General features: G+C 70.6%; 14 protein-coding genes, 1 pseudogene and 1 riboswitch. Of the genes and pseudogenes, 8 read left to right on the forward strand and 7 right to left on the reverse strand.

The features are described 5' to 3' along the window. Positions 1 to 41: 41 nt before the first annotated feature. The gene (gene rocD / locus AB0O76_RS15120; RefSeq protein ID WP_365490060.1) at positions 42 to 1,244 is read right to left on the reverse strand and encodes an ornithine--oxo-acid transaminase; all 1,203 of its coding nucleotides are present in this window, start codon (positions 1,242 to 1,244) and stop codon (positions 42 to 44) included. Between the two features lie 111 nt (positions 1,245 to 1,355). Further along, a riboswitch (ZMP/ZTP riboswitch) is annotated at positions 1,356 to 1,446 on the forward strand. 40 nt (positions 1,447 to 1,486) lie between these two features. Between rocD and glyA the strand changes: the two genes are divergently transcribed. Then, positions 1,487 to 2,797 (forward strand): serine hydroxymethyltransferase, encoded by a 1,311-nt coding sequence (glyA, locus tag AB0O76_RS15125; RefSeq protein WP_365490063.1) that lies wholly within the window; start codon positions 1,487 to 1,489, stop codon positions 2,795 to 2,797. 59 nt (positions 2,798 to 2,856) lie between these two features. On the opposite strand, the gene AB0O76_RS15130 is transcribed toward glyA, so the two are convergent. The 3 genes and pseudogenes from AB0O76_RS15130 to AB0O76_RS15140 all read right to left on the reverse strand — a co-directional run. Next, positions 2,857 to 3,198 carry a hypothetical protein gene (locus tag AB0O76_RS15130; RefSeq protein WP_365490066.1) on the reverse strand — a complete coding sequence of 114 codons (342 nt, stop codon included), beginning with the start codon at positions 3,196 to 3,198 and terminating at the stop codon, positions 2,857 to 2,859. Then, entirely contained in the window at positions 3,174 to 3,461 is a 288-nt protein-coding gene (locus tag AB0O76_RS15135) for a hypothetical protein (protein WP_365490706.1), read from the reverse strand. Before AB0O76_RS15135 ends, AB0O76_RS15130 begins: the two co-directional genes overlap by 25 nt. Positions 3,462 to 3,532: 71 nt before the next feature. Continuing rightward, positions 3,533 to 3,676, reverse strand: a pseudogene (locus tag AB0O76_RS15140) (siderophore-interacting protein); the annotation flags it as partial. Positions 3,677 to 3,824: 148 nt separating this feature from the next. Here AB0O76_RS15140 and trpS point away from each other — a divergent pair. Further along, positions 3,825 to 4,838: a tryptophan--tRNA ligase gene (gene trpS / locus AB0O76_RS15145; protein WP_365490069.1), complete on the forward strand. Its 1,014-nt coding sequence runs from the start codon at positions 3,825 to 3,827 to the stop codon at positions 4,836 to 4,838. A gap of 74 nt (positions 4,839 to 4,912) precedes the next feature. Next, a complete protein-coding gene (locus AB0O76_RS15150; protein ID WP_365490072.1) occupies positions 4,913 to 5,500 on the forward strand; it encodes a 2'-5' RNA ligase family protein in 588 nt (195 codons plus the stop codon). Positions 5,501 to 5,544: 44 nt separating this feature from the next. On the opposite strand, the gene AB0O76_RS15155 is transcribed toward AB0O76_RS15150, so the two are convergent. After that, positions 5,545 to 6,300 (reverse strand): decaprenylphospho-beta-D-erythro-pentofuranosid-2-ulose 2-reductase, encoded by a 756-nt coding sequence (locus AB0O76_RS15155; protein ID WP_365490075.1) that lies wholly within the window; start codon positions 6,298 to 6,300, stop codon positions 5,545 to 5,547. A 20-nt stretch (positions 6,301 to 6,320) separates the two neighbouring features. Beyond that, entirely contained in the window at positions 6,321 to 7,700 is a 1,380-nt protein-coding gene (locus tag AB0O76_RS15160; protein ID WP_365490078.1) for an FAD-binding oxidoreductase, read from the reverse strand. 199 nt (positions 7,701 to 7,899) lie between these two features. Between AB0O76_RS15160 and AB0O76_RS15165 the strand changes: the two genes are divergently transcribed. From AB0O76_RS15165 to AB0O76_RS15180, 4 genes are read left to right on the forward strand one after another with little or no spacing between them, the layout of a single operon-like run. After that, positions 7,900 to 8,421, forward strand: a complete 522-nt coding sequence (locus AB0O76_RS15165; RefSeq protein ID WP_365490081.1) for a phosphatase PAP2 family protein — start codon at positions 7,900 to 7,902, stop codon at positions 8,419 to 8,421. Continuing rightward, entirely contained in the window at positions 8,414 to 9,367 is a 954-nt protein-coding gene (locus AB0O76_RS15170; RefSeq protein ID WP_365490084.1) for a decaprenyl-phosphate phosphoribosyltransferase, read from the forward strand. The genes AB0O76_RS15165 and AB0O76_RS15170 overlap by 8 nt, the downstream gene beginning before the upstream one ends. A 26-nt stretch (positions 9,368 to 9,393) precedes the next feature. Beyond that, positions 9,394 to 9,816, forward strand: a complete 423-nt coding sequence (locus AB0O76_RS15175) for a GtrA family protein (protein WP_365490662.1) — start codon at positions 9,394 to 9,396, stop codon at positions 9,814 to 9,816. Next, complete coding sequence (locus AB0O76_RS15180) at positions 9,804 to 10,775, forward strand: YihY/virulence factor BrkB family protein (protein WP_365490087.1); 972 nt, start codon at positions 9,804 to 9,806, stop codon at positions 10,773 to 10,775. Before AB0O76_RS15175 ends, AB0O76_RS15180 begins: the two co-directional genes overlap by 13 nt. Here AB0O76_RS15180 and AB0O76_RS15185 read toward each other — a convergent pair. Continuing rightward, on the reverse strand, positions 10,723 to 11,985 hold the full coding sequence (locus AB0O76_RS15185; RefSeq protein WP_365490090.1) for a D-alanyl-D-alanine carboxypeptidase: 1,263 nt from the start codon (positions 11,983 to 11,985) through the stop codon (positions 10,723 to 10,725). The genes AB0O76_RS15180 and AB0O76_RS15185 overlap by 53 nt on opposite strands. A gap of 109 nt (positions 11,986 to 12,094) precedes the next feature. Between AB0O76_RS15185 and AB0O76_RS15190 the strand changes: the two genes are divergently transcribed. Beyond that, the gene (locus AB0O76_RS15190; protein ID WP_365490093.1) at positions 12,095 to 12,334 is read left to right on the forward strand and encodes a hypothetical protein; all 240 of its coding nucleotides are present in this window, start codon (positions 12,095 to 12,097) and stop codon (positions 12,332 to 12,334) included.

Raw genomic sequence — 12,334 nt, forward strand, 5'->3', positions numbered from 1 at the left:
CGCCCCCCGCCAGGAACAGCGCCAGGGCGAACCTCGCCGAACTAGCTCAGCACCGCCCGAAGTTGATCGAGCCCCCAGTCCAGGTCCTCCTTACTGATCACCAGCGGCGGGGCGATCCTGATCGTCGACCCATGGGTGTCCTTGACCAGCACCCCCCGGTCCATCAGCTTCTGGGAGATCTCCCGGCCCGTGCCGTGCGACGGGTCGATGTCGACGCCCGCCCACAGCCCGCGGCCCCGCACCTGCGTCACCGCGCCCGTGCCGGCGAGCAGCCCCAGCTCGGAGTGCAGATGCTCGCCCAGCTCGGTGGCCCGCTGCTGGAACTCGCCCGTGGCCAGCATGGCGACGACCTCCAGCGCCACCGCGCACGCCAGCGGATTGCCGCCGAACGTCGAACCGTGCTCACCCGGCTTGAACACCCCCAGCACATCCGCGTCCGCCACCACCGCGGACACCGGCACGACACCCCCGCCGAGCGCCTTGCCCAGGATGTACACGTCCGGCACCACGCCCTCGTGCTCGCACGCGAACGTCCTGCCCGTCCTGCCGAGCCCCGACTGGATCTCGTCCGCCATGAAGAGCACGTTCCGCTCGCGCGTCAGCTCCCGCACGCCCGCCAGATATCCGGCCGGAGGCACCAGAACCCCGGCCTCGCCCTGGATCGGCTCGAGAAGCACCGCCACCGTGTTCTCCGTGACCGCGGCCCGCATCGCCGTCAGATCGCCGTACTGAACGATCTCGAAACCGGGCGTGTACGGGCCGAAGTCCGCCCGCGCCTCCAGGTCCGTCGAGAAGCTGACGATGGTCGTGGTCCGCCCATGGAAGTTGTTGCGCGCGACGACGATCTTCGCTCGCCCCTCGCGCACCCCCTTGACCTGGTACCCCCACTTCCTGGCGGTCTTCACGGCGGTCTCCACCGCCTCCGCGCCCGTGTTCATCGGCAGCACCATCTCCTTGCCGCACAGCTCCGCGAGCCGCGTACAGAACTCGGCGAACCGGTCGTGGTGGAAGGCCCGCGAGGTGAGCGTCACGCGCTCCAGCTGTGCCTTGGCGGCGTCGATCAGGCGGCGATTGCCGTGCCCGAAATTGAGCGCCGAGTAACCGGCCAGCATGTCGAGGAAGCGGCGTCCCTCGATGTCCGTCATCCACGCACCTTCCGCCGACGCGACCACGACGGGCAGCGGATGGTAGTTGTGCGCGCTGTGCGCTTCGGCCGAGGTGATGAACTCTTCGGTAGTCGACACGGGGTCTCCGATCGTCCTGCGGCATGGGGCGGGTGTGGCGCCCAATTTCTATCGTCGCTCGGATCGTGGACGAAGAAACCTGCCGTCCCGGCGCGCCAGCTAGGCTGGCCCTGACAGCACGGCGACTGGCGCGCGGGGAACGGACCCCGAGGAAGCCGTGCGAGGCAGAACCTTCGAGGTGCCGCCCGCCTGGGCACCCCGGGACCACGACCGGACACTCACCGCTCGCCCCGGAGGACGCCATGACCCACCCCTCTCCTTCGTCATCGCCTGTTTCGTCTTCGCCGAACACCCTCAGCCACCCCGCGCTCGCCGCGCAGGACCCCGAACTGGCCGCCCTCGTGGGCGCCGAGGAACAGCTCCAGGCCGACACCCTGCGCCTGATCCCCAGCGAGAACTACGTCTCCACGGCGGTCCTCGAAGCCTCCGGCACCGTCCTGCAGAACAAGTACAGCGAGGGCTACCCGGGCCGCCGCTACTACGAGGGCCAGCAGAACATCGACCCCGTCGAGCGCCTCGCCGTCGCCCGCGCCAAGTCCGTCTTCGGCGTCGAGCACGCCAACGTCCAGCCCTACTCCGGCTCCCCGGCCAACCTCGCCGTCTATCTGGCCTTCGCCGAGCCCGGCGACACCGTGATGGGCATGGCCCTGCCCATGGGCGGCCACCTCACCCACGGCTGGGGCGTCTCCGCCACCGGCAAGTGGTTCCGCGGTGTGCAGTACGGCGTCCGCCACGACACCGGCCTCATCGACTTCGACGAGGTACGCGACCTCGCCCTCAAAGAACGCCCCAAGTTGATCTTCTGCGGCGGCACCGCCCTTCCTCGCACCATCGACTTCGCCGCGTTCGCCGAGATCGCCCGCGAGGCCGGCTCCGTCCTGGTCGCCGACATCGCGCACATCGCCGGTCTGATCGCAGGCGGCGCCCACCCCTCACCGGTGCCGCACGCCGACGTGATCTCCACGACCACCCACAAGACCCTGCGCGGCCCGCGCGGCGCGATGCTGATGTCCCGCGAGGAGCACGCCAAGGCCATCGACAAGGCCGTCTTCCCCGGACTGCAGGGCGGCCCGCACAACCAGACCACCGCGGCCATCGCCGTCGCCCTCCACGAGGCGTCCCAGTCCTCCTTCCGTGACTACGCCCACGCCGTCGTCGCCAACGCCAGGGCCCTCGCCGAAGCGCTGCTCGCCCGCGGCTTCGACCTGGTCTCCGGCGGCACCGACAACCACCTGATCCTGATGGACCTCACCCCCAAGGACGTCCCCGGCAAGGTCGCCGCCAAGGCCCTCGACCGGGCCGGGATCGTCGTCAACTACAACACCGTGCCGTACGACCCGAGGAAGCCGTTCGACCCGTCCGGCGTCCGCATCGGCACCCCCTCGCTCACCTCCCGCGGTCTCGGCACGGAGCACATGCCGACCGTCGCCGACTGGATCGACCGCGGTGTCGCCGCCGCCCGCGCCGGTGACGAGGACGCCCTGACGAAGATCCGCTCCGAGGTCGCCGACCTGATGGCCGCCCATCCGGCCCCGGGCCTGCCGACCCACTGATCCCGGCACGTCCTGCCTCCTCCGCCGGTCACCTCACCGGCCGGGTGAGGCCGCACCCCTCACACATCCCGCAACTCCTGGCGCGGCCCCTCCTCATGGGGGCGCCGCGCCCGCAGCGACGCGAGCGGTGCCAGGCGCTCGGCCAACGGACCCCGCAGCAGCAGCGCACCCGCCGCCCCCACCGCGACGCCCGGTATCGCCCACCACCAGTCCATCCCACCATCGCCCGATGCGCCCCCGGCCGACTCGGAAGCCTGCCCGGCCCTCGCCTCTGAGCCGGCCGCCGACGTCGGCGGCGACGCCGGTGTGGGCGGTATGGGCCGGCGGCCGTCGTCCACCTCCGGGCCCATGACCCCGAGCTTCTCGAACAGCTTCGTCAGACGCGCCGGGTCCTGCGCCACGGCCTCACGTCATGGGCCATCCACGTCACATTGAGCTGACGGCTCTCCTGCCCGATGCCGAGCCCCGGCGGCCGCTCCCGGCTTCCCCTGTCCGCACGGATCCCCCCGAGACCCTCCTCAAGGCGGCGATAGTCCTTGTCGTCGATGGTCAGCGCCGCGCTCTCCCCGCTGATCGGCGAGACCACCAGGACGCTCGTCGGCCCGCCCGCCACCGCCCGCGGCGCCCCGAGGACCACCAGCGCCAGCGCCGCAGCCAGCCCCATCGCCGACCCGCACACTCCCCTTCCCGTCCGCATGTCCGATCCCCCAGCCGCTCGCCGGCACGACCCACTCCGGCCGATTCCGGTATCAGCGGCTCCGCCTCCGCCAGCGCGGCCTCCCGTCCGACGAGCGAGCGCTGCCGGACGGCCGAACGCACTGTGTTCCTCGTCTCATTGGCGACGATCGAAAGCAGCCACGGCTTGAACGCCGAGCCCTCCCCGAGCGCCGCGGCCACGACGGCCGGGACCGGGACGACCGGGACGACCGGATCGAGCGAAGGCTCGAAGCGGCGGATCACAAGATCGCGGCACACCCGTCACACGTCTGTTTCCGAGCAATGAGAGACACCTGAGAGAATGAGCCTCATGGCCTCTGACAGTCCTCGCGTGCTCTCCGGAATCCAGCCCACCGCGGGCTCGTTCCATCTCGGCAACTACCTCGGCGCGGTCCGCCAGTGGGTGGCGCTGCAGGAGTCCCACGACGCCTTCTACATGGTGGTGGACCTGCACGCGATCACGATGCCGCAGGATCCGGCCGAGCTGCGTGCCAACACCCGCCTTGCCGCCGCCCAGCTGCTCGCCGCGGGACTCGACCCGGAGCGCTGCACCCTCTTCGTCCAGAGCCATGTCCCCGAGCACGCCCAGCTCGCCTGGATCATGAACTGCCTCACCGGCTTCGGCGAGGCCTCGCGCATGACGCAGTTCAAGGACAAGTCCGCCAAGCAGGGTGCGGACCGCGCCTCCGTAGGCCTCTTCACGTACCCGGTCCTCCAGGTCGCGGACATCCTGCTCTACCAGGCCAACCAGGTCCCGGTCGGCGAGGACCAGCGCCAGCACATCGAGCTCACCCGTGACCTGGCCGAGCGCTTCAACGGCCGCTTCGGAGAGACGTTCACCGTTCCGGCGGCGTACATCCTCAAGGAGACGGCGAAGATCTACGACCTTCAGGACCCGTCGATCAAGATGAGCAAGTCGGCGTCCGCTCCCAAGGGCCTGATCAACCTCCTCGACGAGCCCAAGGCCACCGCCAAGAAGGTCAAGAGCGCGGTCACCGACACGGACACGGTCGTGCGCTACGACACCGAGAACAAGCCCGGTGTCAGCAACCTCCTGACCATCTACTCGACGCTCACGGGGACCGGTATTCCGGAACTGGAGCAGAAGTACGCCGGCAAGGGCTACGGTGCGCTGAAGACCGACCTCGCCGAGGTCATGGTCGAGTTCGTGACCCCCTTCCGGGACCGCACCCAGGCGTATCTGGACGACCCGGAGACGCTGGACTCGATCCTGGCCAAGGGCGCGGAGAAGGCGCGTGCCGTGGCCGCGGAGACTCTCGCCCAGGCGTACGACAAGGTGGGCTTCCTGCCCGCCAAGCACTGAGCCACACAATCCCCCTGTACCGAGCCAGGTACAGCAGCGCCCTCTGCCCGCCACCCGACCGACAGGAGTACGACGTGGGGACCGTAACGATCGGTGTGTCGATCGCGGTCCCGGAGCCACACGGCAGCCTGCTCCAGGAGCGGCGCGCGGGCTTCGGGGACCCCGCGGCGCACGGCATTCCCACCCACGTCACGCTGCTCCCGCCGACCGAGGTGGACGCAGCGGCGCTGCCCGCGGTCGAGGCGCACCTGGTGGCCGTCGCGGCCGCCGGGCGCCCCTTCCCGATGCGGCTCTCCGGGACGGGTACGTTCCGTCCGCTGTCGCCCGTCGTCTTCATCCAGGTGGTGGCGGGCGGCTCGGCCTGCGGATGGCTCCAGGAGCGCGTCAGGGACGCCTCCGGGCCCATCGAGCGCGAGCTGCAGTTCCCGTACCACCCGCATGTCACGGTGGCGCACGGCATCTCCGAAGAGGCCATGGACCGGGCGTACACGGAGCTCGCCGACTACGAGGCCGAGTGGCCCTGCACCGGGTTCGCGCTCTACGAGCAGGGCGCCGACGGGGTGTGGCGCAAGCTGCGCGAGTTCGTCTTCGGAGGGGGCGGCCCGGTCGTGCCTCCGCAGGCGGCGGCCCCGGCCGCGCACGGCACGCTGCCCGCCCGCTGACCTCCCCCTAGGAGGTGCCTCACCGCAGAAACAGGAGAGGCACCTCACACCGGAAGCCGCCGGAACACCGTCCGCGGCACATGCCGCAGCGCCGACATGACCACGCGCAGCGCCCCGGGCACCCACACCGTCTCCGAGCGCCTGCGCAGGCCCGTCTCGATGGCCTCAGCGACCGCCTCCGGAGTGGTCGCCATCGGGGCCTCTTCGAGGCCCGCCGTCATCTTCGAACGTACGAAGCCGGGGCGCACGACCATCACGTGCACGCCCGTTCCGTGCAGCGCGTCGCCCAGGCCCTGGGCGAAGGCGTCGAGGCCCGCCTTGCTCGACCCGTAGATGAAGTTGGAGCGCCGCGCCCGCTCGCCCGCGACGGACGAGAGGACCACCAGGGAGCCGTGCCCCTGGGACTGCAGCGCCCGCGCGCACACCAGGCCCGCGGAGACCGCCCCGGTGTAGTTCGTCTGCGCGACACGCACCGCCGACAGCGGCTCGTCCTCGTCGCGTGCCTGGTCGCCGAGGATGCCGAACGCGAGCAGGACCATGTCGATGTCGCCCTCGGTGAAGATCTTGCCGAGGGTGTTCTCGTGGGACTCCGAGTCGAGCGCGTCGAAGGCCACGGTGCGGACGTCCGCACCCAAGTCGCGCAGGCCCGCTGCGGCCTTCTCCAGGCCCGGGGAAGGCCGCCCGGCCAGCCACACCGTGCGGGTGCGCCGCGCGACCAGACGGCGGGCGGTGGCGAGGCCGATCTCGGAGGTGCCGCCGAGCACGAGCAGCGACTGGGGGGTGCCGAAGGCGTCCTTCATGGGACCAACTCCTGGAGGTGCTAGAGGGCGAGGCGGCGCGAGAGGTCCGAGCGGAACAGGCCGCGCGGGTCGAGATCGGCCCGCAGCGCGCGAAAGTCGTCGAGCCGCGGATACATCGCGGCGAGTGTCTCGGGCCGCAGGCGGGAGTCCTTGGCCAGGTAGACGCGGCCGTCGGACGTGGCCACTTCCTCGTCCAGTTCGTCGAGGAAAGCGCCGAGTCCCGGCAGATTCGCCGGGATGTCCAGGGCCAGCGTCCAGCCGGGCATCGGGAAGGAGAGCCAGCCCGGATCGCCCTCTCCGAAGCGCTTCAGTACGGCGAGGAAGGACGGGCAGCCGCGCTCCGAGATGCGCCGCACGATGCGCCGCAGGGCTTCTTCCTTGCCGTGTCCGACGACGAATTGGTACTGCACGAAACCGCTGCGTCCGTAGATGCGGTTCCAGTGCGGGACGCCGTCCAGGGGGTGGAAGAACGTGGAGATCTTCTGGAGCTCGCCCACGCGGGAGCGGGGTGCCCTGCGGTACCAGAGCTCGTTGAAGAGGCCCACCGACTTCCGGCCGAGGAGCCCTTCGGGCAGGAAGCGCGGGGCGGGCGGCAGTTGGCCCGGGCGGAACGTCAGCGGGGCTCTACGCGCGCGTGCAGGAAGGGCGGCCAGGGGAGCGTGGTCGCCGCGCGTGAGCACCGAGCGGCCCATCGACTTGCCGCGCGCGAGGAGGTCGATCCAGGCGACCGAGTAGCGGTAGCGGTGGTCGGTGGCGGTGAGGCGGGCCATCAAGTCGTCCAGATCGGCAGTGCGTTCCGTGTCCACCGTCATCAAGGAGGTCTCGACCGGCTGCAGTCGGATGGTCGCCGCGAGGATCACGCCGGTCAGGCCCATGCCGCCGGCCGTCGCGTCGAACAGGGCGGTGCCGCGCTCGAAGGACCGCACCGTGCCGTCGGCGGTGAGCAGCTCGATGGCGTCGACATGGCGCGAGAACGAACCGGAGCCGTGGTGGTTCTTGCCGTGGATGTCCGCGCCGATCGCGCCGCCGACCGTCACGTACCGGGTCCCCGGGGTCACCGGCACGAACCAGCCGAGCGGGAGCAGGACTTCCATCAGGCGGTGCAGCGAGACGCCGGCGTCGCACAGGACGGTGCCCGCGTCGGCGTCGATGGCGTGCACACGGTCCATCCCGGTCATGTCGATGACCGCGCCGCCCGCGTTCTGCGCGGCGTCCCCGTAGGCCCGTCCCAGGCCCCTGGCGATGCCGCCGCGCTCGTCGCACGCGCGGAGGGCCGCGGCGGCCTCCTCGGGCGAACGGGGGCGGATCAGCCGGGCGGTGGTGGGTGCGGTGCGCCCCCAGCCGGACACGGACACAGCCTCGGACGTCGTCACGGAAGGGGATGCGGAGTCGGCAGGCATGGGATCGACCGTATCGCCCATGCATGGGCAGTTTGTCATGAATCATCAGAGCTCTCACCGAAATGGGTGATTGATGGAGTGTCGTCCGATATTGACGTAAATATTGAGAGATCGCCTAGAAGAGTCGGGAGGCGAGGTTCCTGGAGTCCTCGAAGTCTCCGGAGCCGGAGTCCCTGAAGTCCCCGGAAAGGGAGGCCACATGCACGACATGGACCACCGGCTGCTGTCGGCCCTGCGCGACTGCGGCTCCGACCAGCGCGTGGCCGCGGCCGCGCGCGCCCTCTCCTGGACCGGTGAGCACGGGGCGCTCTGGCTCGTCGCGGGTCTGGCTGCCGCCGTGGTCGACCGTGAGCGGCGCGGCGCGTGGCTGCGCGGCACGGCGCTCACCGCGGCGGCCCACCTGGCCAGCATGGGCGTCAAACGGGTCGTACGGCGCCCGCGGCCCGGCGCGGACACCGGAGCCGAGCCCCTCGTCAGGACCGCGGGACGGCACTCCTTTCCCAGCTCGCACGCCACTTCGGCCGCCGCGGCGACCGTCGCCTACGGAGCGCTGAGCCCCGCGGGCGCCCGCCTCGTCCCGCCGGTCGCCGCCGCTATGTGCGTCTCCAGGATGGTCATCGGCGTCCACTACCCGAGCGACGTGGCCGCAGGGGCGGCTCTGGGCGCCCTCACCGCGCGCGTGGGCGCCGCCTGGATGCACGGAGGCCGCAGCGATGGCTGAACGCGCCGCCCTGCTCGAACGCCCCGGCCGGCCCCAGCCGTCGGGCCCCCGTCCGCTCGCCCTGCCGCTCGGCCTCCTGAAGACCGCGCGCCCCCGCCAGTGGGTCAAGAACGTCCTGGTCGTCGCGGCCCCCGCCGCGGCGGGCGAGCTCTTCTCACGCCACTCGCTCAGCCAACTCACCATCGTCTTCGCGCTGTTCACGGCCGCCGCGTCCGCCGTCTACCTCATCAACGACGCACGCGACGCCGACGCCGACCGCGCCCACCCCACCAAGTGCCGCAGACCGGTCGCGGCCGGGCAGGTCCCCGTGCCTGTCGCGTACGCGGTCGGGGGACTGCTCGCCGTCCTCGCGCCCACGGCCGCCGCCGCGCTCTGCACACCGCTGACCGCGGCACTGCTCGCCGCCTACGTAGTGATGCAACTCGCCTACTGCGTCAGCCTCAAGCACGTCCTCGTCGTCGATCTCGCCGTCGTCACCACGGGCTTCCTGATGCGCGCCATGATCGGCGGCCTCGCCCTCGGCATCCCGCTCTCGCGGTGGTTCCTCATCACCACCGGCTTCGGCGCGCTCTTCATGGTCTCCGCCAAGCGCTACTCCGAAGCCGTCCAGATGTCGGAGAGCGCCGAGGAACTGGGCGCCACGCGCGCGTTGCTCACCGAATACACCACCGGGTACCTGCGCTTCGTGTGGCAGCTGGCCGCCGGGGTCGCCGTCCTCGCGTACTGCCTGTGGGCCATGGAGAGCGGCGGCACCGCCAACGGCAGCCTGCTGCCCTGGCGGCAGCTGTCGATGGCCGCCTTCGTCCTCGCGGTCCTGCGGTACGCCGTGTTCGCCGACCGGGGCACCGCGGGCGAGCCCGAGGACGTCGTCCTGCGCGACCGGGCGCTCGCCGTCATCGGCGTGGTGTGGCTGGCGATGTACGGACTCGCGGTCGCCGACTGGTGAGCGCCCTCAGGGAGCGGCTGCGGGCCATGGGCCCCGAACTGCTCGGCTTCGCCGCCGCCGGGATCTGCGCGTACGCCGCCGACCTCGGCCTCTTCATCTGGCTGCGCGGCCCCGTCGGCCTCGACCCGCTGACCGCCAAGGCGCTGTCCTTCGTGGCCGGTTGCGCCGTCGCGTACGCGGGCAACGCGCTCGGCACCTACCGGCGCGAGCAGGCCAGGGTGTCGCGCCTCCGCCAGTACGGGATCTTCTTCGCCGTCAACATCGCGGGCGCCGTGGTGCAGTTGCTCTGCATCGCCGTGTCCCACTACGGCCTCGGCCTCACCTCACAGCGCGCGGACACCGTCTCCGGGGCGGGAGTCGGTATGGCACTCGCCACTGTGCTGCGTTTCTGGGGTACCCGGACCTTGGTCTTCCGCACAGCGGGCAGGGAGGCATCATGGACTGGCTGAAAAAGCTCCCCGGAATCGGGCCCCTGGTGGAGCGGGTGATGCGCACGCACGCGTGGAGCGCGTACGAGCGGCTCGACAGTGTGCACTGGACCCGGCTCGCGGCCGCGATGACGTTCATCAGCTTCCTTGCGCTCTTCCCGCTGATCACCGTCGCCGCCGCGATCGCCGCCGCGACGCTCTCCAAGAGCCAGCAGGAGAAGCTCGAGGACACCATCTCGAAGCAGGTCCCCGGCATCTCCGACCAGCTGAACCTGGACGCCCTGGTCGCCAACGCGGGCACCATCGGGCTCATCGCGGGCGCCCTGCTGCTCTTCACCGGCATCGGCTGGGTCGGCTCGATAAGGGAGTGCCTGCGGGTCGTCTGGGAGCTGGAGGACGAGGAGGAGAACCCCGTCCTGCGCAAGGTCAAGGACGCCGGGGTGCTCGTCGGGCTCGGCGGCGCAGGACTCGCGTCCGTCGTCGCCTCGACCCTCGCGTCGACCGCCGTCGGCTGGAGCGCCGACCTCCTCGGCGTCTCCAGGGACGGCTGGGGCGGGCTGCTGCTGCAGGCGATCGCGTTCGCCATCGCGGTCCTCGCGGACTTCCTGCTGCTGCTCTACGTCCTGACGCTGCTGCCGGGGGTCCAGCCGCCGCGCCGTCACCTGATCACCGCGGGTCTGATCGGCGCGGCCGGGTTCGAGCTGCTCAAGCTGCTGCTCGGCGGCTACATGAAGGGCGTCGCAGCGAAGAACATGTACGGCGCCTTCGGAGTGCCCGTCGCGCTGCTCCTGTGGATCAACTTCACCGCGAAACTCCTGCTGTTCTGCGCCGCCTGGACGGCGACGCGGAAGCAGGGACGTACAGAAGAAGAGCCGGCAGAAGACGACCAGGAGGACGCCCAGAACGACGAGGCGCCCTCCGGAGACGTCAGTGACGGCCCTTCCGGCGCACCAGGTCCGGCAGCGGCAGCCGGCGGCTGATCACGAACCACCCGGCGGCCACGAGCACCAGCACACCACCCACGACGCCGAGCGCGACGCCGACGCCACCACCCGAGTCCTTCTCGGCGGCGTGCGCCACGTTCTTGGACGAGCCCGACTTGCCCTTGCCCGCGCCCGGAGCGCCCTTGCCGCTGCCCGTGGCGGCACCCTTCGGAGGGACCAGTTCGCCCACCGGGTCGACCTTGCCCGAGGCCTGGAAGCCCCAGTCCAGAAGGCGTTCCGTCTCCTTGTAGACGGCGTGCTGCTCCTCGGAGTCAGGGTTCATGACGGTGACGAGCAGCACCTTGCCGTCGCGCTCGGCGACACCGGTGAAGGTGGTGCCGGCGTTCGTGGTGCTGCCGTTCTTGACGCCCGCGATGCCCTTGTAGGGGTCGAGACCGACGTCTCCAGTAAGGAGTCGGTTGGTGTTCTGGATCTCGAAGGACTCGCGCTTCTTCTTGCCCTTGTCCTTGCCCTTCGTGACCTTCTTGGTCTCACCGGGGAACTTGGCGGTGGCCGTCGAGCAGTACTCGCGGAAGTCCTTCTTCTGCAGCCCGGAGCGGGCGAACAGCGTCAGGTCGTACGCGGAGGAGACCTGCTTGGGGGCGTCGTAGCCGTCGGGGCTGACCACGTGGGTGTCCAGGGCCTGCAGTTCCTCGGCGTGGGACTGCATGTCCTTGACGGTCTGCGGGACGCCGCCGTTCATCGACGACAGGACGTGCACCGCGTCGTTGCCCGACCGCAGGAAGACGCCTAGCCACAGGTCGTGGACCGAGTACGTCTCGTCCTCCTTGACGCCGACCATGCTGCTGCCCGCGCCGATGCCCGCCAGGTCCGAGAGCTCGACCTTGTGCTTCTGCGTCTTGGGGAACTTCGGCAGGACCGTGTCCGCGAAGAGCATCTTCAGGGTGCTCGCCGGGGGCAGCTTCCAGTGCGCGTTGTGCGAGGCGAGCACGTCGCCGGACTCGGCGTCCGAGACGATCCAGGAGCGTGCCGACAGGTCCTTGGGGAGCACCGGCGCGCCCGCCTTCAGGCTGACCTGGGTGCCTGCCTCGCCGAGCTTGGCGCCGCCGACCGTCGACATGGAGGACGGTGGCTTGGGCTTCTTGTCGCCTCCTGGCTTGCCGTCCGCCAGTGCGGGCGCTGCGGTCGAAAAGGTCAACAACGCGGCGGAAGTGACCAACAAGGCGGTCTTTTTTACGGCAGGCACGGACGAGAACGTACAGGGCGCCGCTGTGGAAGTCGCCGCCGAGGTGGCCTGTGCGTCGGGCTCCCCACCCCGGCGGCGGTGCGGAAGGGAGGCTCGCGATACTGAACGTATGAAGCTCAGCCGCCCGGTCTCCTGGTTCCTGCTCGCCTTCGGCGTGTGGAGCTGGTTCATCTGGATCACTTTCGTCAAGAACCTGTGGAAGGACGGCAGCGGGCTCGCCTTCGACGACGGCGACCCGACCGCGTACTTCTGGGTGCACCTGACGCTCGCCGTCACGTCCTTTGTCTTGGGGACGGTGGTGGGGACCATCGGGTTGCGTGGGGTGCGGGCTCTGCGCCGTACGTCATAG

It is taken from the genome of Streptomyces sp. NPDC086554, assembly GCF_040686095.1.
Classification (GTDB): domain Bacteria; phylum Actinomycetota; class Actinomycetes; order Streptomycetales; family Streptomycetaceae; genus Streptomyces.